The sequence below is a fragment of the Mycobacterium sp. NGS41 genome, from assembly GCF_059812725.1.
This window is the reverse complement of the sequence record NZ_JCALDF010000016.1, coordinates 49,352-66,876: the sequence shown is the minus strand read 5'-3', so window position 1 is coordinate 66,876 and position 17,525 is coordinate 49,352. Positions and strand designations below refer to the sequence as shown.

Here is a 17,525-nt window from a genome sequence, read left to right as displayed (position 1 = left end):
GTTGGCCCTAGACTCTCTTGGTGTGAGGGCTGACGAAGAGCCTGGCGGCCTTACCGCGGTTGCCCAGGACTATTTGAAGGTCATCTGGACTGCGCAGGAGTGGTCCCCAGCAGGGGCCCCGCACAAGGTCAGCACCAAGATGCTGGCCGAGAAGATCGGGGTGTCCGCCAGCACGGCCTCGGAGTCGATCCGCAAACTCGCCGAGCAGGGCCTGGTCGACCACGAGAAGTACGGCGCGGTGACCTTGACCGAAGCGGGGCGGCGGGCGGCGCTGGCGATGGTGCGCCGGCACCGGCTGCTGGAGACCTTCCTGGTCCACGAGCTCGGCTACGGCTGGGACGAGGTGCACGACGAGGCCGAGGTGCTCGAGCACGCGGTGTCCGACCGCCTGATGGCCCGCATCGACGCCAAGCTCGGGTTCCCGAGGCGCGACCCGCACGGCGATCCCATTCCCGCCACGGACGGGCAGGTACCGACGCCGCCGGCGCGCCAGCTGTGGGCCTGCGACGACGGAGACACCGGGACGGTGGCCCGCATCTCTGATGCCGACCCGGAGATGCTGCGCTATTTCGCCAGCGTCGGGATCAGTTTGGACTCGCAGTTCCGGGTCCTGACCCGCCGCGAGTTCGCCGGCATGATCTCGGTGGCGATCGAGTCGGCCGACGGTGCTCAGACCACCGTCGAGTTGGGGAGCCCGGCCGCCCGCGCCATCTGGGTGGTTGCCTAGCGGTTAACACCCCGCCAGCAGCAGTCGCTCGAGTGGTGGCCAGGCGCGGTTGCGACGAGTGCTGGCGCGGTCAGCGTGCCGGCGAGATAGTCGTCGAGCAGGCGGCCAACTGTTTCCCGTGCACAAGCCCGGTTGGTACCGATCACTCCCTTTGGCCCGCGCTTGATCCATCCCGCGGTGTAGACCCGCGGCACCACCCGCCCTGCTGTGTTTGGAATCGTGCAGGTCGTCGGGTCAAACGGCACATCGTCGATTGGGCGGCCCGCAAACCCTATGGCGCTCACTACCAGCCCCGCCTCGATGACCTCGCCGCCGGCGATGCGCACCCCCTGCACACGCCCGTCACCGATGATCTCGGCCGACGGGGCATGGAATCGGAACCTGACGCGGTCCGCGCGGGGAACCGCCTGCAGCCCAAGCATTTCCGGCGTGCTGAAGCTGGCGTCCTCGCGGCCGCGTCGACCGAGGACGACGACTTCTTCGATCGCGCTTCGCCGCAGCGCTTCCACCGCATCCGGCGCCATATCGGTGCGGGCGAGTGCGCCGGGTTCGCTGATCAGGATGCGCGCGACGTCCAAGGCGACGTTGCCGTTGCCGATCACAACCGCACGCCGATGCGAGAGGTCGGGGCGAAGGTTGCGGTGGTCGGGGTGGCCGTTGTACCACCCGGCGAATACACCAGCGGGCAGCGAACCCGGCAGGTCTTCGCCGGGGATCCCCAGGCGGCGGTCATGGAACGCGCCGCCGGCGTAGATGACCGCATGGTGGCCGGCCAGAAGTTGGTCGTGGTCGATGTCGACACCAGCCTCGACGCCCAGATGCAGCCGGAACCGGCGTTGTTTCTCGGCGTTCCACCGGAATTGGCGTATCACCTCACGAGTCTCCGGGTGATCGGGCGCGACGCCGAAGCGGATGAGCCCGCCGGGTACCGGCAGCCGCTCGTACATGTCCACCTCGACACCGGGCTGCACCAAGAGCTCTTTGGCGCAGTAGTAGCCCGCCGCACCAGATCCGACGATGGCCACCCGCAGCGGGGCTCCACTACCGACCACAACTCGAAACGGCCGGCGGCGCTGGAAGGTTGGCGCGATCGGGTGGTCGGCGTAGTAGGCGGCGTTGAGTTGCCGATAGGGCTGCATCTCTGGGGTGAGCTTGCTGTCCGCGACAACGGCATCGACCGGGCACGCATCGGCGCAGGCGCCGCAGTCGATGCAGGTTTTAGGGTCGATATGCAGCTGCTCGGTGGAACCGAATCCCGGTTCGTCAGGCGTCGGGTGGATGCACCCTACCGGACACACGGCCACACAAGATGCGTCGTTACAACAGCTTTGGGTGATGACGTAAGTCATCAGCGGCGCTCCTCCAGCAGCCTCAACTCGGCCTCCAGCGGATGCGGATACGGACATTTGCCTTGGCCGCTTATGTGCGAGCCGCCCCACGGGTCGGCGTCGAGCAACAGCGCGTCCACGGGCTCGTTGCCGTCGATCTGCAGCCGCACCCGCTGGTTGATGGACCGGTGCAGCGTTCGGACTTCATCTGAAGGCGCAAGGCGGCCTGCCCACCGTACGGTGTTGTCCAGCGGCTCGTATCTGCCGATCAGGTGGACCTGCACCCGAACTTCCACGTTGCCGCTCGCGATGAGAGTCGCCGGACCGCGGTAGTCACCGCTCTGGTCATCGGCGGACCCGTCAGAATCCAGGGCGGTGCGGTCCGGGCGCATGCGACGCCGATACGACAGATGGGTCGCCGGCCAGATCGCCCGGTTGAAATGAGCGTGCCCATGCGAATTGGCTGCCACGCGCGTCGCTTTCCGGTCGGTCATGGCCCGGATAGCGGCGATGGTGTGGCGCAAGTGCGCCTCGATCATGCCCAACACCGGCTGATTCCCCACCCCGGTCTGGCGGACCCGGCTCCGAAGACGATGACATTGAACTTTGCCGTCATCCAAGAAACCCGAACTTGCGCCACAACCACCGGCTCACCGGGTTGAACAGACCGTTCTCGTCCAAGAAGTCATGCAGCGGCGCAAACGCCTCTCTTCGGCGAGCGATGACCATTTCGTTCGCGCGAGCCTGCGCCATGGCCTCTTTGACGTCCAGCCCGCAACGCGCGTAGACGCGCTTGTCGTAGGCCATGCGGCGCATCACGAAGCCGCCCGCGCCGTGGGCGGTTGCCACCAGGCGGCGTTCAAACCCGCGGGCTCGCTGAACACGCCGCCGCACGCCCTCGCGCGCGTACCGGATGTGGCGGGCTTCCTCGACGACGTGAATGCGCATGATCTGCGCGATGATCGGCTGCAGATCGGAATGGTGCGCGTAGGTCCGCTGCAGGTTGTCGAGGATCTCCTCGCCCACCAAGGCCGCAACCCACAGCATCAGACCCCGATACGCCAACGGAAACAAATGCACCGCCAGCGCCTCCAGCCGCGAAAGCCGATAGGGCTCGGCGCCGATCGCCGCAACCGCCCGCCCGAACATGACCATGTGACGCGTCTCGTCCCCCAGTTCGGTCAGCGCGTAATGCACATGCCGCGACGTGGGGTCCTGATGCAGCATCACCATCAACAGCCCCTGGTTGAGGGTGTTCTCGAACCACACCGCCCGGCTCAGGAGGTTCGCGACCTCTTGCCGGGACAACTCCACCCGCTGACGGTGGCTCATCTGCTGCCACAACTTCGTTTCGTACAGGGAGATCATCTCGGGCGGCATGTAGAACACGTCTGGATCCTGCGGAGCGTCCCAGTCGACGTCGACCAGCGAATCAAACGACCGCCGCAACGACCCCGCGATCAACCGGTCGGCCACCTCGTCGTGCGCACTGGTTGGAGTTGCTGTCATACAGAGAAAGGTAGACACTTTTTGTCTTTTCGTCTACCCTTATTCTTGTGCTTGTGAGTCGAGCGCGGAAGTCGAATGCCGATGGGCGGGAAGCCGATACCCGCAAGCGGATCCTGGACGCGCTGTTGCCGCTGGCGGCGCTCACCGGGCTACGCAAGCTGTCTATGGACGAGGTGGCGCGACATGCCAAGGTCGGCCGGGCCACGCTGTACAAGTACTTCCCGGGCCGCGATGCCCTGGTCGCGGCGGCCGTCCAAAATGAGCTGGGCCGGTTCTTCGCCGGTGTCAGCGAGGTCGTCGCGCGTTACGACGATGCCGACGAGCGGCTGGTTCACGGCTTCGCCCACGCCTATCGCTATTTGCGCTACAACGCCGCGCTGTCCGCGATCCTGCGGGTGAACCCGAAAATTCTGCTGCCCTACGTCATTACCGAGGACAGCGTGGCGTTGGATTGGGGTCGTGACTTCGTCCAGTCGGTGGTGCGCCAGGACGAGATGCCCGAGCCGCATCGCGCGATGTTCGCCGAGCACGTCGCGCGCGCGATCCATACCCTGATTCTCATTCCCTCTAGCGTCATGGACCTTGACGCACCTGATGGCCCGGAGAACTACGCGCGGCGATTCCTCGTCCCGGTCAAGAACAGCCTCTCGGCGGCGCTGCCGGCCTGACATCGCATAAACCCATCTCGCTGATCCGGCGGTGGTACGCCTCGCGCGCGTTGGCGTCCACATTGGTGAACACGGTGTCGAAGCGAGCGGCATGCCCAATCCGATACCGAGCGCGCGCCGGAATCAGCGACATTGTTTTGATCATTGCGCCCAAAGTCCCTGGGACGGTGATCATCGCGCGTCTACTGGTTGCCGCGGTCACGATGGCGGCGGCGACGCCTTCGGGCTCCACGTCTCCCCGGTGGCGCGGCCGATACCGCGGACGCCCCCGGTGACCGCGACGACCTGGTTTTGAATAGTGTTGTCGCGGCGTATCATTCGCTCAGCAGCCCCTTGGCGATGTGGGTCACCTGAACCTCGTTGCTGCCGGCGTAGATCATCAGCGACTTGGCGTCGCGGGCAAGCTGCTCCACCCGGTACTCGGCCATGTAGCCGTTGCCGCCGAACAATTGCACGGCATCCATCGCGACGTCGGTGGCTGCCTCGGATGAGTACAGCTTGATCGCCGATGCCTCGGCCAGCGTCAGCGGTTTGCCGGCCTGCTGCCGCTCAATGGTCTGAAACACCATGTTCTGCACATTCATTCGGGCGACTTCCATTTTGGCCAGCTTGAGCTGTATCAGCTGGAATTGCCCGATGTTCTTGCCCCACAGCGTGCGGGTCTTCGCGTAATCCACGCAGAGCCGGTGACATTCGTTGATGATGCCGAGCGCCATCAGCGCGATCCCCATGCGTTCGGCGGCGAAGTTGTCGCGGGCGCTGTCGCGGCCATCCTTATCACGCTGCTGATTCTCCCCGAGCAGCCGGTCCGGGCTCAGCCGCACATTGTCGAAGAACAATTCGCCGGTCGGCGACGACATCATGCCCATCTTCTTGAATGGCTTGCCCTGCGTCAGACCGGGCATGCCGGCGTCGAGCACGAAGATCAATACCGGCCGGTTGCGCTTGTCCACCGATGGGTCCCCGTCATCAAGTTTGGCGTAAACGACGAGAACGTCGGCGTAGGGCCCGTTGGTGATGAAGGTTTTCTGTCCGTTCAGAATATAGTCTTCACCGTCGCGCTTGACCGTAGTCTTCATGCCGCCGAACGCATCCGATCCGGAATCCGGTTCGGTTATGGCCCACGCCGCAATCTTTTCCAGCGTCATCATCTCAGGCAACCAGCGTTCCTTCTGGGCCAGCGTGCCGCGGCTCATGATGGTCGCCGCGCCCAGCCCGAGGCTGACCGAGACGGTGCTCAGCAATCCGATGCTGACCCCGGCCAATTCGGAGACCAGCATCGCGACCATCGACGCCTGCGCACCCATACCGCCGAAACCGCCTGAGTTGCCGCGGGTTTCGTCTTCCTCATCGCGGGTATCGGTGCCCTCTTGCCTGGAACGCTCCCGATCGAGCATCGTTTTGACCGCTTCGGCCGCCATCACGTCAAGACCGAAGCCGCTGAACAGCTTTCGCGCGATCGGATACGGCGAAAGCTCTCCGGTCTCAAGCTGATCAAGATTTGGCCGGATCTCTTTGTCGATGAACTGGCGCACCGCGTCCCGGATCATCAGATCGGTGTCGGACCATTCGAACATCATCTACTCCTGATCGTCGGGATTACTGCGGCAGCCGCGCGGCGATGTCGTCGATCAGCCAGGGGCCGTCGGTCTCGATGGTGTCCACATCCCGCCACCCTGACAACCGCGAGATCGCACCGCCCTGAACGGCATACACCTTGCCGGTTACCGGACACTTCTCGGTCGCCAGATACGCCACCAGGGGCGAGATGTTGGCCGGACTGAACAAATCGTGCTCGCCCTCCTCCGGCTCCGCGATGAGCGAGCCCATGCCGGGCGTGGCCAGGGTGAGCCGGGTACGGGCGATCGGCGCGATCGCGTTGACCCGAACGCCATAGCGCTCCAGCTCCTCGGCGGCGATAAGGGTCAACGCCGCGATTCCCGCCTTGGCCGCACCGTAATTCGCCTGGCCTGGATTGGGCAGCGTAACCCCGGAGCCGGACGCGGTGTTGATCACCGCCGCATTCGGCTGATCGCCGGCCTTCGATTGGCTTTTCCAGTACGCGGCGGCATGGTGCAGCATCGCGAAGTGGCCTTTCAAGTGGACGGCGATCACCGCGTCCCACTGAGACTCCTCCATGCCGGCGATGAAGGAGTCACGTAGGATACCGGCATTGTTGACCAGTACGTCCATCCGGCCGTATTCGTCGATAGCCTGCTGCACAAGGCTTTCCGCGCCATCCCAGCCAGCGATGTTGTCGGTGTTGGCGACTGCGGTTCCTCCCGCGGCAACGATTTCGTCCACGACGTCGTGGGCCGGGCCGCTGTCCGCGCCCGCTCCGGTGTTGTCACCGCCCAGGTCGTTGACGACGACCTGGGCTCCTTCCCTGGCGAACAGTAAAGCGTGCTCACGTCCGATACCGCGGCCCGCGCCGGTGATCACCGCTACCCGGCCATCCAAAGTCCCCATTTGCTCACTCCCTCAACATCAGTCGGGTCAGTCGGCGAGTTCCGCCAGTCCATCGGTGATGGCCAGTTCCTGGCCGCCGCCTCGTGTGGTTTGGAATACGTAGCTGGTGATGCCGTTCGCGGCCCCCTTCGTCCAGATCGTGGTCTCCAGGTCATCGCCGGGCAGCACTGGTTTGGAGAACCGGACCGCGAGTCGCGTGAGCCGGTTGACATCCGAGCCGGCGAGCTCGGTGAGTACCGCCCAGGAGGTGAACGCCATGGTGCACAGCCCGTGGGCGATGATTCCGGGTAATCCCGCGTCTTTCGCCACTTCTTCGTCGAGGTGGATTGGCATCGGGTCGCCCGCTGCCGGGGCGTAGCGAAAGGTCTGGTCTGCGTCGATGTGCTGGACGACCTTGGCAGCCGGGGCGCCGGCGCGCAAGCGGTCGTCGAACTTGTGGTTCGGACTCAGTTCGCCCACGGCCTTGTCGGCGTTGAAGCCGCGAACGAAGGTAGTGACGTACTGTTCGTTGACCAGTTCACCTTCCTCGGTTCGGCATTCCAGCAGGATCGCAGCCCGGGTGCCATTCTCCAAGCCTTCATAGCCGATCATCTTGCCGCGCGACACCAGCTTGTCGCCGGGCCGGATCGGCCGGTGGAAGTGGAAGTCCTGCTCTCCGTGCACTACCCGCGGGATCAGCTCGACCGGCATCACGTCGACGGCCGGGATGAGTAGGGCCTCGAACACAGGCACAATAGCGAATACCGGCGCGGCCACCTCCCCCGAACGGTGTGCCTCGATCGGATCGTTGGTCGCCGCCGCGTACTCCGCGAGCCGTTCCCTAGTGACCTCGAACCGCTCGTCGTCGGTCCATTGATTCAGTGCGCTGTCGTCGAACCGCAGATCCTCGCCTGTCATGCCGACGCCGACGCCAACTCGTCGAGCTGATCGAGTGTCTTGGCAAGCTGCTTGACGCCGTCCTTTTCCACAGCCTTGCCCAATGCGCCCTTGATCATCGCGCCCTCAAAATCACCGGACACTGTAAACCTGGAACCCGTGCCCTCCGGTGCAATGTCGAACGTGAACTGCGCTTTAACGCCTGCCATGCCGGTACCCCCCAGCACCAAATGATTTGGGGCGTCCACTGATTCGATAGTCCATTCGATCTTGTTGGCCATCCCCAGCATTACGATCTTGGCGGTCAGCTTGGCACCCTCGCTCAGGGTGGCCGGTGGTTCCGCCAGCCACTTTTCGTGCACGGTGAACCATTTGTCCCAGTTGGCCAGATCGGCGACCGTCCCCCAGAGTGCTTCTGGACTGGCGGCCAGGTCCCGGGTGGCTTCGATGTGTCCCATGTGATTTCCTCCCTGTCAGTTCAGTTGTCGCCGGATCAGCGTTGCGCGCGTTGGTACGCGGTGACGACGGCGGCGCCGCCGAGCCCGATGTTGTGCTGCAGCGCCGCGGTGACGCCCTCGACCTGACGCTCGTCGGCGGTCCCGCGCAGTTGCCAGGTCAACTCGGCGCACTGCGCTAAACCGGTGGCGCCCAACGGATGTCCTTTGGAGATCAGGCCGCCGGACGGATTGACCACCCAGCGTCCGCCGTAGGTGGTGTCGCCGTTGTCGATCAGCTTGGGCGCCTCACCCTCGCCGCACAGACCGAGGGCCTCGTAGAGCAGCAGCTCGTTGGCGGAGAAGCAGTCATGCAGCTCGATCACCTGGAAGTCCTCCGGACCCAAACCGGATTGGTCGTAGACACGTTGCGCCGCTTGCACGTTCATGTCATAGCCGATGAGCCCTTTGCAGGTGCCGTCAAATGTCGAGCTGAAGTCGGTCGTCATGGCCTGTCCGACGATCTCCACCGCCTGACCGGCCAGGCCGTGCTTGTCGACGAAGTCTTCCGAGGCCAGAATCGCCGCGCCGGAGCCGTCCGAGGTGGGCGAACACTGCAATTTGGTGAGCGGGTCGTAGATCATCCGCGACGCCAGGATGTCGTCGAGGCTATAGGACTCCTGGAATTGCGCGTACGGATTGTTCACCGAGTGCTTGTGATTCTTGTAGCCGATCTTCGCAAAATGCTCTGCGGTGCTGCCATATTTCTTCATATGTTCACGACCCGCGGCGCCGAACATCCACGGTGCCGCGGGAAAGAGCACCTCGGAGATCTCGGCCATCGCCATGACGTGCTTGTCCATCGGTTGCGCGCGGTCGTCATAGCTGGTGGTCAGCGATCCCGGCTTCATCTTTTCGAAACCCAGCGCGATCGTGCAGTCCGCCAGTCCGCCGCGAATCGCCTGGGCAGCAAGGTAAAGCGCCGTCGATCCGGTCGAGCAGTTGTTGTTGACGTTGACGATCGGAATGCCGGTCAGGCCCAATTCGTACAGCGCCCGCTGACCGGAAGTCGACTCCCCGTAGACATACCCGACATAACCCTGCTCGACTTCGGTGTAGTCGACGCCGGCATCTTCGAGCGCCTTTGTTCCAGATTCTCTGGCCATATCGGGGTAGTCCCAGCCCTCGCGACGGCCCGGCTTCTCGAACTTCGTCATGCCGACGCCTACCACGTACACCTTGTTCGTCATGACTTCCTCTCAACTAGCACACAAACATACACACCAGATTGTATCTTGCAATATTGCCAGGAGAAGGTCAACAGCGGTACGACTCAGACTCGCGCACCTACCCAGATAGCGATTATGGCAAAATCTCAGCCAGGCGGGGCTGAAGCTGCGCGCAAGCGCGCTCCCACCGCCGCCGAGCGCGGTCGGTATCTTGGTCGACAAAGCTGGCGACGAGAATCCCCCGCAGCGCATCCATCGCGGTGTAGACGAGGTCACGTATCTGCTTCTGCGCCTGTGGGTCGGGGATCAACTGGGCGATCGCCGCGATCAGTGCGGTGTTTACCAGGGGCTCCACCCGTTCGATCTGACGCGCCAGCACCGGATCTGTGCGAGCCGCAACCCAAAGTTCCAGTGTTGCAATGAACATCGGCCCCTGGTGCAGTTCCCACATGAAGTCCAGAATGGTTGAGGTCAGATCAGGAGTAATTTTGACACGACCGAGTTCCGCGATTGCGGCTTGCGCGCGTTGCTGGGCCAGGTGCTCGATGGCCGCGACCACCAGATCTTCCTTGGACCGGAAATGGTGGATCTGCGCGCCACGGGTAAGGCCCGCCAGCTCCGCCACCCGCGGCGTGGTCGTGCCCGCATAACCATAAGCAACCAGGCACTCGATGGTCGCATCCAGCAAACGTGAACGCGTGGCCGCACTACGCTCTGCCTGGGTGCGCCGGACGACCCGGCCGTCGACTTCCGCGGCCACCGCTGACCTCCTCACCACGATGATCTGTTTCTGGCGAGGTCAACAATACCTGCTGGGCTGCATCTAACTATATTTTTTGGGCGAATCCCAAACGGTCCGTCTCAGAGCGTCGCCGGGCGGATCACCACGACTGGCTTGGTCCGCGAGCCCTCGTCGCGCAGCAGTGCAATCACCCGACCGTCGGGGTCACACGCGGCGTAGGCGCCGGCGATACCCGCGGGCGTCAGGGACCGGCCGTGGCTGGTGCCCTCGGCCTCGGTGGCGGTCAGGTCGCGGCGCGGAAACATCAGTAGACAGGCTTCGTCAAGGGTCAGACTCAGCCGGGGCCGCTCCGCCAACTCGTCCAGCGAGCACGCTTGCTCAAGTGTGAAGCGTGCGGCCCGGGTGCGCCGCAGCGACGTCAGGTGACCGCCCACACCCAGCGCCTCGCCGAGGTCGCGGGCCAGCGCGCGGATGTAGGTGCCCGTCGAGCAGTCCACTTCGACATCGACATCGACGAGCTGACCCTCGGATCGGACGGCCAGTAGCTCGAACCTCTCGATATATACCGGCCGGGCTTGCAGCTCGACGGCGTGGCCCTCGCGGACCAGCCGGTAGGCACGACGACCGTCGACCTTGATCGCGCTGACCGCCGACGGCACCTGCATGATGTCACCGCGCAGCTCGGCGATCGCGGCGCCGATCACCGCAGCCGTCAGGTGCGCGGCCGAAACTGTCTGCAGCACATCGCCTTCGGCGTCCTCGGTGGACGTCGTCTGACCCAGCCGGATGGTGGCGGTATACGACTTTGAAGCCGCCGTCAGCAGGCCGAGGATCTTGGTGGCGCGGTCGATCCCGATCACCAGCACGCCGGTGGCCATCGGATCCAGCGTCCCCGCGTGTCCCACTCGGCGGGTGGAAAAGATGCGGCGGCAGCGCCCTACCACGTCGTGACTGGTCATGCCGGCCGGTTTGTCGACGACGACGATGCCTGGTCCGAAATCGGTGCCCGTCGGGCTCATAACACGATCGCGGTCAGCACCAGTTCGCGTTCGACCGACCAGCGTCCGCGCAGAGCGGTCAACGGCGGACCGGACAGCGCGGCACCGTCGATCAGTATCTTGGAGACGAAGACGCCGCTGGTTCCGTTGCCGGACGGGTCGACGTCGAACACGATGTGAGCGTCCTCGAATCCCAGCCAGCGCTTGGTCAACGGGAACCACGCCTTGTATGTTGCTTCCTTGGCGCAGAATAGGATTCGATCCCAGTGCAGCCCCGCGGGTAGCGCAGTGATTTCGTGGCGTTCCTCGTCGAGGGTGATTGCGTCGAGCACGCCGTCGGGCAACACGTCGTGCGGTTCGGCGTCGATTCCCACCGAGCGCACCGCGGTACTGCGTCCCACCACCGCGCCGCGATAGCCGGTGCAATGGGTGAGGCTGCCCACTACACCGTCGGGCCAGCACGGTTCACCCTTGTCACCCTTCAGGATCGGCGCCGGCGGCAGGCCGAGCTCACCAAGGGCGATCCGGGCGCAGTGCCGGGCGGTGATGAACTCGTTGCGCCGCTTGGCCACCGACTTGGCGATCAACGGCTCCTCTGCGGGCAGCGGGGACAGTCCGGGAGGGTCGGAGTACAACTCGGCGTACGCCAGATCCTGCGTCGGCGTATCGGGTAGCACCGCGGACACCAGCATGCCGGCCGTCATCGAGACTGCCCCCTCATCGAGACTGACGCTGCCGCAACCGTTCCCGAAACTGCGCGGCCTGCGCCCGCATCTCGGGGGTGATCACGAAGTGACCACCGAAGTCGTTCAGGTAACCCGGCGCATAGTGGGGATCCGGCAACACCTGCCGCAACCAGCTGTACGGCTTGCGCCGCCGCCACTCCCGCGGGTAGCCCACCGACACCTCCTCGAACCGCACATCGTCGTACCAGGTGGTGCGCGGAATGTGTAAGTGGCCGTAGACGGAGCAGACGGCGTTGTAACGGGTGTGCCAGTCGGCGGTCTTGGTGGATCCGCACCACAGCGAGAACTCCGGATAGAACAAGGCGTCGCAGGGCTCGCGCACCAGCGGGAAATGATTCACCAGCACGGTCGGCGTCATCCAGTCCAGCTGTTCGAGGCGGGCGCGGGTGCTGGTCAGCCGGTCGGCACACCATGCCTCGCGGGTGTGGTAGGGCTCCGGCGAGAGCAGGAATTCGTCGGTGGCCACCACATTGCGCTGCCGCGCGATGGCCAGACCCTCGGCTTTGCTCATCGCCCCCTGTGGCAGAAAGGTGTAGTCGTACAGCAAGAACATCGGCACGATCGTGGCCGGGCCGCCCCGCTCGGTCCACACCGGAAACGGGTGCTCGGGCGTGACGACACCCATCTCGTCGCACATATTGACCAAATAGTCGTATCGGGCCCGGCCGAAAATCTGGTTCGGATCGCGGCTGGTGGTCCACAGCTCGTGGTTGCCGGGCACCCAGATCACCTTGGCGAAGCGCCGCCGCAGCAGGTCCAGCGTCCAGCGGATCTCGTCGGTGCGCTCGGCAACGTCACCGGCCACGATCAGCCAGTCGTCTGGCGACGACGGGTGCAGCGACTCGGTAACCGGCTTGTTGCCGGTGTGACCGGTGTGCAGGTCGGAGATCGCCCACAACGTCGGCTGACCGCCGTTGGTCGACCTGCCCCCTAGTTCTTGCCTGGTCACGATTAACCACCCTAACGACCCGGCTTACACACCAGGCTTCTGCACCGTCCGGCCCGGGCCGCCGCACCGCCGGGACGCTGGCCGGGCTGGCACAAGTTCTAGTTTCACTGTGACGGCGAGGAACCGACTTGTATAGTCCGGGCAAAGGACCGCCGATCACAGGGGGTGTCGTGTTAACCAGGGTGCGACTGATCGGGGCGCTTGGCGCGTTAGTGTCTGTGGTCTTAATGGGCTTCGTGGGCACAATCGGCTGGCTGGGCGCCCCTCCCGCGGCGACCGGACGCGGGACCGTGCAACTGCGGTCCACCGCTGAACCGATCAAAAGCCCGGTGCCGATGGAAACCACCATGAAGAGCCCGATTGTGGCGACCACCGACCCGCGTCCGTTCGACGCATGCGAGGACATCCCGTTCGACGCCCTGCAGCGGCTCGGGTTGGCGTTCACCCCGCCCGAACACGAGGACGGGCTGCGCTGCCACTTCGACGCCGGCAACTATCAGATGGCGGTCGAGCCCATCATCTGGCGGACCTACGAGCAGTCGCTGCCCGCTGACGCGCTCGAGACCACGATCCAGGGACACCGCGCCGCCCAGTACTGGGTGATGAAGCCGACCTACCACAACAGCTTCTGGTTCTACTCCTGCATGGTCGCCTTCAAGACCAGCTACGGGGTGCTCCAGCAGGCGCTGTACTTCTCGACGGTCTACTCCAACCCCGAGGTCGACTGCATGCCCACCAACCTGCAACGCGCCAACGACCTCACCCCGTTCTACAAGTTCTAGGTCGCCCCGGCGTCAGCCGACGGCGTCGCGAACCCGGCCGGCTACCTGCGCCAGCGCGGCCTCGCCGTATATCGGCGCCGCCAAGGCCGGCTCGACGGGCAGCTGCACCCAACTGGTGCAGCCGGCGGATTCGGTGGTGCGGGCGATTCGGAGCGGCTGGGTCAGCGGAATCGCCTGGACGATCAGCACGGCAAGTTGGTGTTTGGGCCGGAAGTCGAGCCGGTCGGCGCGCACCGACTCGGCGGTCCAGATGTGCAGATCCTCGATTTCGCTAAGTCCGTCTGGTCGTGTCACCGGCAGCGCGGCGACAACTTTCGCGGCGGCCCGCAGCGTCAGGTGTTCGTCGGTGCTGTCCGCGGCCGCGGCGGCCAGCAAGTCCCGGTGTTCGGGCCGGACGCGCTGCGCGTGACTGTGCGCGACCGTCGGGAACAGCAGGAACTGCCGGGCGGACACCTCGAACCGCTTCTCTTTGATGCCGCCCTTGCGCAGCAGGATGGTCTGACGTCCATCGAGCAGCGCGTGCACCGCCGCGCTCCACTCCTTGAGCGCGGGCGAGGTGGCGACCTGCGTCACCCGACTCCCAGTCGGCGCAACGGCGGGACCGTCTTGGGTGGCTGGCGCCGCGGTGACAGGGTTTGGAGTAGCCGCGTCGTCGTTTGCGTGACCTCTGCGACCGCTGCCTCGAACGCCTCGGCGTTGGCGGCCGACGGGTGGGTGATGCCGCTGACTTTGCGCACATATTGGCGCGCCGCCGCCGCGATCTCCTCTGGCGTGGCTGCGGGCTGCAACCCGCGCAGTTCGGTGATGTTCCGGCACATGCTTCAACGATAAGTGCGGGCTCGCTTCGCGAGCGTGGGGCCTACGGACGAACTGAGCGCCGTTCTCGTACCTAAGGCCCACGCTCGGCAACCTAGGGTTGTCCGTATGAGCGACGACATCCTGCTGATCGACACCGACGAACGCGTGCGCACCCTGACCCTCAACCGCCCGCAATCCCGCAATGCGCTGTCCACGGCGCTGCGGGATCGGTTTTTCGGGGCCCTGGCCGATGCCGAGACCGACGACGGCGTGGACGTCGTCATCGTCACCGGCGCCGACCCGGTGTTCTGCGCAGGGCTGGACCTCAAAGAACTGGGCGGGCAGACGGCGCTGCCGGACATTTCGCCGCGTTGGCCGGCAATGACCAAGCCGGTGATCGGCGCGATCAACGGCGCCGCGGTCACCGGCGGGCTGGAGCTGGTCCTGTACTGCGACATCGTGATCGCCTCCGAGCAGGCGCGCTTCGCCGACACCCACGCCCGGGTGGGGCTGTTGCCCACCTGGGGGTTGAGTGTGCGACTGCCGCAGAAGCTGGGCGTGGGGTTGGCCCGGCGGATGAGCATGACCGGTGATTATCTGTCCGCCGCCGACGCGCTGCGGGCCGGCCTGGTCACCGAGGTGGTGCCGCATGACCAACTGCTGCCGACCGCGCGCGAGGTGGCTGCGACCATCGTCGGCAACAACCAGAAAGCGGTACGGGCCTTGTTGGCGTCCTACCATCGCATCGACGAGTCGCAGACCAGCAGCGGGCTGTGGCTGGAAGCGATGGCGGCCAAGCAGTTTCGGCCCAGCGGCGACGACATCGCCGCCAACCGCGATGCCGTGCTGCAGCGCGGACGTTCGCAGGTGCGCTAACTCACGCCCGAATGCGGTTGCCGGTTTGGCCGTCGAAGAAACAGACCTCGCGAGGGTGCGGCACGATCGACAATGAGTCCCCCACGCTCACCGCGGTCCGGCGGTCGGTGCGGAACACGATGCGGCCCGCACGTGACGACCACCCCTCCTGCTCGACGGGCGTTGCGTAGACAAACGATTCGAACCCAAGCTCCTCAACCAACTCGACCACCACCGGCAGAGCTCCGGAGGTTCCGGCCGCTACCACATCCCAGGACTCCGGACGAACACCGACCAGCAGACGCTGGACCGTGGCGCGGGGAACCGGCAACCCCAAATCGGGTGATTTCACCAGACCGTCGGCCACCGTGGCGTCGATCAAATTCATCGCGGGCGCCCCGATGAACGTCGCGACAAACGTGTTGACCGGGTCGTCGTACAGCGCCCGTGGCGTGTCAACCTGCTGCAGCACACCGTCTTTCAGCACCGCGACCCGGTCGCCCATCGTCATCGCCTCCACCTGGTCGTGGGTGACGTACACGGTGGTAATGCCCAGCCGCCGCTGCAATCCCGAGATCTGCGACCGGGTGCTCACCCGCAGCTTGGCATCAAGATTCGACAGCGGCTCGTCCATGCAGAACACCTGGGTCCGTCGCACGATCGCGCGTCCCATCGCGACCCGTTGACGCTGCCCGCCGGATAGCTTGGACGGCTTACGGTCAAGCAGGTCAGTCAATTCCAGCATGTCGGCGACTTCGAGCACCCGTTGTCGGGTATCGGCGCGGGAGACGCCCGCGTTGCGCAATGCGAACCCCATGTTGGCGGCGACCGTCATATTCGGGTAGAGCGCATAGTTCTGAAACACCATTGCGACGTCGCGCGCTCGCGGCGGGAGATGTGTGACATCCACGTCGTCGATGGTGATACGGCCGTTGGCAACGGATTCCAGCCCGGCGAGCATGCGAAGGGTGGTGGATTTGCCGCAACCGGACGGGCCGACCAGCACCAGAAACTCACCGTCGGCGATGTCGAGGTCCAAGTTGTCCACTGCCGGAGTGTCGGCACCGGGGTAGCGGTGGGTGACTGCGGAATACTCAACTCTGGCCATGACGTCAGCTCGGTAGCTTCCGCTTGATCTGGCGGTCGTAGATGACCTGTAGCTGTTTGTCGATGTCGGTAAAGGTTGTGCTCACGTCGGATCCCTTCAGTCCGATGGATTCCAGGCCGGCGGAGATGATGCGATCACCGCCGGGGAGGAAAACGCGGGCGTAGTCCTGCGCGCGGGTGTGCGGGAGTTGATCCAGCGCCACTCGGGCGCGCGGATTGTCCGCCAAGTACTTCTGCTCGTCGGGATCGTCGACGGCGGACTTCCGCACTGCCAGGTATCCGGTGTGCTGGCTGAAATACGCGGTGTTCTGTGGGCTGGTGATGAATGCGATGAACTTGAGCGCGTTCAGTTTTCGCTCGTCGGACAGCTTGCTTGGAATCGCCAGCCCCGCGCCACCGGTGGGGCATGCGGGCGCTCCGCCCGGGCCAGGGGGCAGCGGCGCCGCTCCGAAGTCGAACCTGGCCGCGGCGGTAATGCCGACCAGAGCGCCGGTCGACGCCACGGCCGAGGCCATGATGCCGGTGGCGAATTCATTGGCCAGGTCGTGGGCGACCGCGGCGTAACCCTTACCGTGGATGGAGTTTCGCAGAAAGTTGCCCGCCGCCAGCGTGGCCGGGTCGGTGAACTTCAACGTCCACTTGTCCGAGTAGGCGCCGCCGAATGCCCAGTTCGGCCCTTCGAACGTCCAGGAAATGCCTTGGTCATTGGCCCAACCGTGTGCCCATCTCCCGGCACCGACGACTCGCTGTAGCTGCGGACCCCATTCGTCGAACTCTTGCCAGGTGTGCGGTCCGCGGTCAGGCAGACCGGCCCGTGCCCAGATGTCTTTGTTGTAGTAGAACAGCGGCGTCGAGCGCGCATAAGGCAGTGCATAGTGCTTTCGGCGGAACTCGAAGTCCGCAAGCAGCGTGTCGACGTAATCCGACGTGTCCACCCCGACTTGACCGAAGAGGTCGTCAAGCGGGGTGAGGACGCCGCTGAGAGCGAAATGAAACCACCAGATGTCGTCCAGCACAACGACGTCGGGCACGTCGGTGCCGATGAGCGCAGCATTGAATTTCTGCGCCACTTCGTCGTAGTCCTTGCCGGCATCGATCAGCTTGACTTCGAGGCCGGGAAACTGACTCTGGAAGCGGCCGATCAGCTCTCGTTCCACCGCGCTGGATTGGCCGGGGTGATTGGACCAGAACGCAATCGGCCCCGATCCCGATTTCACCGAACCGCTGCCACCCATTCCCGCGCAGCCGGTCGCCAACCCGGCTGCGCTCGCCAGCGACAGGAACTTTCTGCGATTCAAGGCCTCCATG

20 protein-coding genes are annotated in these 17,525 nt (G+C 64.9%); 4 read left to right on the top strand and 16 right to left on the bottom strand.

The features are described 5' to 3' along the window. Positions 1 to 22: 22 nt before the first annotated feature. A complete protein-coding gene (gene mntR, locus AC5Y21_RS16000; RefSeq protein WP_499913566.1) occupies positions 23 to 727 on the top strand; it encodes a manganese-binding transcriptional regulator MntR in 705 nt (234 codons plus the stop codon). Here the strand turns inward: mntR and AC5Y21_RS15995 are convergent. The 3 genes from AC5Y21_RS15995 to AC5Y21_RS15985 all read right to left on the bottom strand — a co-directional run bounded on the left by AC5Y21_RS15995 (position 724) and on the right by AC5Y21_RS15985 (position 3,564). Next, the gene (locus tag AC5Y21_RS15995; protein WP_499913564.1) at positions 724 to 2,076 is read right to left on the bottom strand and encodes an FAD-dependent oxidoreductase; all 1,353 of its coding nucleotides are present in this window, start codon (positions 2,074 to 2,076) and stop codon (positions 724 to 726) included. The genes mntR and AC5Y21_RS15995 overlap by 4 nt on opposite strands. After that, positions 2,076 to 2,594, bottom strand: coding sequence for a DUF4873 domain-containing protein (locus AC5Y21_RS15990; protein WP_499913562.1), 519 nt, complete (start codon positions 2,592 to 2,594; stop codon positions 2,076 to 2,078). The genes AC5Y21_RS15995 and AC5Y21_RS15990 overlap by 1 nt, the downstream gene beginning before the upstream one ends. Before the next feature lie 73 nt (positions 2,595 to 2,667). Beyond that, positions 2,668 to 3,564, bottom strand: a complete 897-nt coding sequence (locus tag AC5Y21_RS15985; protein ID WP_499913560.1) for an AurF N-oxygenase family protein — start codon at positions 3,562 to 3,564, stop codon at positions 2,668 to 2,670. 53 nt (positions 3,565 to 3,617) lie between these two features. On the opposite strand from AC5Y21_RS15985, the gene AC5Y21_RS15980 reads away from it, so the two are divergent. After that, positions 3,618 to 4,232, top strand: a complete 615-nt coding sequence (locus tag AC5Y21_RS15980; protein ID WP_499913558.1) for a TetR/AcrR family transcriptional regulator — start codon at positions 3,618 to 3,620, stop codon at positions 4,230 to 4,232. Between the two features lie 314 nt (positions 4,233 to 4,546). Here AC5Y21_RS15980 and AC5Y21_RS15975 read toward each other — a convergent pair whose 3' ends face one another. The 9 genes from AC5Y21_RS15975 to pptH all read right to left on the bottom strand — a co-directional run bounded on the left by AC5Y21_RS15975 (position 4,547) and on the right by pptH (position 12,675). Then, entirely contained in the window at positions 4,547 to 5,809 is a 1,263-nt protein-coding gene (locus AC5Y21_RS15975) for an acyl-CoA dehydrogenase family protein (protein WP_499913557.1), read from the bottom strand. Between the two features lie 22 nt (positions 5,810 to 5,831). Beyond that, a complete protein-coding gene (locus AC5Y21_RS15970) occupies positions 5,832 to 6,701 on the bottom strand; it encodes an SDR family oxidoreductase (RefSeq protein ID WP_499913555.1) in 870 nt (289 codons plus the stop codon). 27 nt (positions 6,702 to 6,728) lie between these two features. After that, positions 6,729 to 7,598: a MaoC/PaaZ C-terminal domain-containing protein gene (locus AC5Y21_RS15965; RefSeq protein WP_499913553.1), complete on the bottom strand. Its 870-nt coding sequence runs from the start codon at positions 7,596 to 7,598 to the stop codon at positions 6,729 to 6,731. Further along, entirely contained in the window at positions 7,595 to 8,035 is a 441-nt protein-coding gene (locus AC5Y21_RS15960) for a type II toxin-antitoxin system Rv0910 family toxin (protein WP_499913551.1), read from the bottom strand. The genes AC5Y21_RS15965 and AC5Y21_RS15960 overlap by 4 nt, the downstream gene beginning before the upstream one ends. Before the next feature lie 35 nt (positions 8,036 to 8,070). Next, positions 8,071 to 9,261, bottom strand: a complete 1,191-nt coding sequence (locus tag AC5Y21_RS15955; protein ID WP_499913549.1) for a lipid-transfer protein — start codon at positions 9,259 to 9,261, stop codon at positions 8,071 to 8,073. A 112-nt stretch (positions 9,262 to 9,373) separates the two neighbouring features. Further along, complete coding sequence (locus AC5Y21_RS15950) at positions 9,374 to 10,000, bottom strand: TetR/AcrR family transcriptional regulator (RefSeq protein ID WP_499913547.1); 627 nt, start codon at positions 9,998 to 10,000, stop codon at positions 9,374 to 9,376. 101 nt (positions 10,001 to 10,101) lie between these two features. Beyond that, complete coding sequence (gene truB / locus AC5Y21_RS15945) at positions 10,102 to 11,001, bottom strand: tRNA pseudouridine(55) synthase TruB (protein ID WP_499913545.1); 900 nt, start codon at positions 10,999 to 11,001, stop codon at positions 10,102 to 10,104. Then, a complete protein-coding gene (gene pptT / locus AC5Y21_RS15940) occupies positions 10,998 to 11,684 on the bottom strand; it encodes a 4'-phosphopantetheinyl transferase PptT (protein WP_499913543.1) in 687 nt (228 codons plus the stop codon). The genes truB and pptT overlap by 4 nt, the downstream gene beginning before the upstream one ends. Before the next feature lie 13 nt (positions 11,685 to 11,697). Continuing rightward, positions 11,698 to 12,675 (bottom strand): ACP phosphodiesterase PptH, encoded by a 978-nt coding sequence (pptH, locus tag AC5Y21_RS15935; RefSeq protein WP_499913541.1) that lies wholly within the window; start codon positions 12,673 to 12,675, stop codon positions 11,698 to 11,700. 170 nt (positions 12,676 to 12,845) lie between these two features. Here pptH and AC5Y21_RS15930 point away from each other — a divergent pair, with 170 nt between their 5' ends. Continuing rightward, complete coding sequence (locus AC5Y21_RS15930; RefSeq protein WP_499913539.1) at positions 12,846 to 13,457, top strand: DUF3558 domain-containing protein; 612 nt, start codon at positions 12,846 to 12,848, stop codon at positions 13,455 to 13,457. A gap of 12 nt (positions 13,458 to 13,469) precedes the next feature. Here the strand turns inward: AC5Y21_RS15930 and AC5Y21_RS15925 are convergent, their stop codons facing one another. Together AC5Y21_RS15925 and AC5Y21_RS15920 are read right to left on the bottom strand one after the other, a co-directional pair. Next, positions 13,470 to 14,030 carry a DUF1802 family protein gene (locus AC5Y21_RS15925; RefSeq protein WP_499913537.1) on the bottom strand — a complete coding sequence of 187 codons (561 nt, stop codon included), beginning with the start codon at positions 14,028 to 14,030 and terminating at the stop codon, positions 13,470 to 13,472. After that, the gene (locus tag AC5Y21_RS15920; RefSeq protein WP_499913535.1) at positions 14,027 to 14,275 is read right to left on the bottom strand and encodes a DUF2277 family protein; all 249 of its coding nucleotides are present in this window, start codon (positions 14,273 to 14,275) and stop codon (positions 14,027 to 14,029) included. Before AC5Y21_RS15920 ends, AC5Y21_RS15925 begins: the two co-directional genes overlap by 4 nt. A gap of 106 nt (positions 14,276 to 14,381) precedes the next feature. Here AC5Y21_RS15920 and AC5Y21_RS15915 point away from each other — a divergent pair, with 106 nt between their 5' ends. Continuing rightward, positions 14,382 to 15,131 carry an enoyl-CoA hydratase gene (locus tag AC5Y21_RS15915; protein WP_499913533.1) on the top strand — a complete coding sequence of 250 codons (750 nt, stop codon included), beginning with the start codon at positions 14,382 to 14,384 and terminating at the stop codon, positions 15,129 to 15,131. 1 nt (position 15,132) lies between these two features. On the opposite strand, the gene AC5Y21_RS15910 is transcribed toward AC5Y21_RS15915, so the two are convergent. After that, complete coding sequence (locus tag AC5Y21_RS15910) at positions 15,133 to 16,218, bottom strand: ABC transporter ATP-binding protein (protein WP_499913531.1); 1,086 nt, start codon at positions 16,216 to 16,218, stop codon at positions 15,133 to 15,135. Between the two features lie 4 nt (positions 16,219 to 16,222). Beyond that, positions 16,223 to 17,524 (bottom strand): ABC transporter substrate-binding protein, encoded by a 1,302-nt coding sequence (locus tag AC5Y21_RS15905; RefSeq protein ID WP_499913529.1) that lies wholly within the window; start codon positions 17,522 to 17,524, stop codon positions 16,223 to 16,225. Between the last annotated feature and the right edge of the window lies 1 nt (position 17,525).

Coding starts and splice junctions, on each gene's coding strand:
- AC5Y21_RS15995 (WP_499913564.1), bottom strand. CDS start 2,076: ATGACTTACGTCATCACCCAAAGCTGTTGTAACGACGCATCTTGTGTG.
- AC5Y21_RS15990 (WP_499913562.1), bottom strand. CDS start 2,594: ATGATCGAGGCGCACTTGCGCCACACCATCGCCGCTATCCGGGCCATG.
- AC5Y21_RS15985 (WP_499913560.1), bottom strand. CDS start 3,564: ATGACAGCAACTCCAACCAGTGCGCACGACGAGGTGGCCGACCGGTTG.
- AC5Y21_RS15975 (WP_499913557.1), bottom strand. CDS start 5,809: ATGTTCGAATGGTCCGACACCGATCTGATGATCCGGGACGCGGTGCGC.
- AC5Y21_RS15970 (WP_499913555.1), bottom strand. CDS start 6,701: ATGGGGACTTTGGATGGCCGGGTAGCGGTGATCACCGGCGCGGGCCGC.
- AC5Y21_RS15965 (WP_499913553.1), bottom strand. CDS start 7,598: ATGACAGGCGAGGATCTGCGGTTCGACGACAGCGCACTGAATCAATGG.
- AC5Y21_RS15960 (WP_499913551.1), bottom strand. CDS start 8,035: ATGGGACACATCGAAGCCACCCGGGACCTGGCCGCCAGTCCAGAAGCA.
- AC5Y21_RS15955 (WP_499913549.1), bottom strand. CDS start 9,261: ATGACGAACAAGGTGTACGTGGTAGGCGTCGGCATGACGAAGTTCGAG.
- truB (WP_499913545.1), bottom strand. CDS start 11,001: ATGAGCCCGACGGGCACCGATTTCGGACCAGGCATCGTCGTCGTCGAC.
- pptT (WP_499913543.1), bottom strand. CDS start 11,684: ATGACGGCCGGCATGCTGGTGTCCGCGGTGCTACCCGATACGCCGACG.
- AC5Y21_RS15920 (WP_499913535.1), bottom strand. CDS start 14,275: ATGTGCCGGAACATCACCGAACTGCGCGGGTTGCAGCCCGCAGCCACG.
- AC5Y21_RS15915 (WP_499913533.1), top strand. CDS start 14,382: ATGAGCGACGACATCCTGCTGATCGACACCGACGAACGCGTGCGCACC.
- AC5Y21_RS15910 (WP_499913531.1), bottom strand. CDS start 16,218: ATGGCCAGAGTTGAGTATTCCGCAGTCACCCACCGCTACCCCGGTGCC.
- AC5Y21_RS15905 (WP_499913529.1), bottom strand. CDS start 17,524: ATGGAGGCCTTGAATCGCAGAAAGTTCCTGTCGCTGGCGAGCGCAGCC.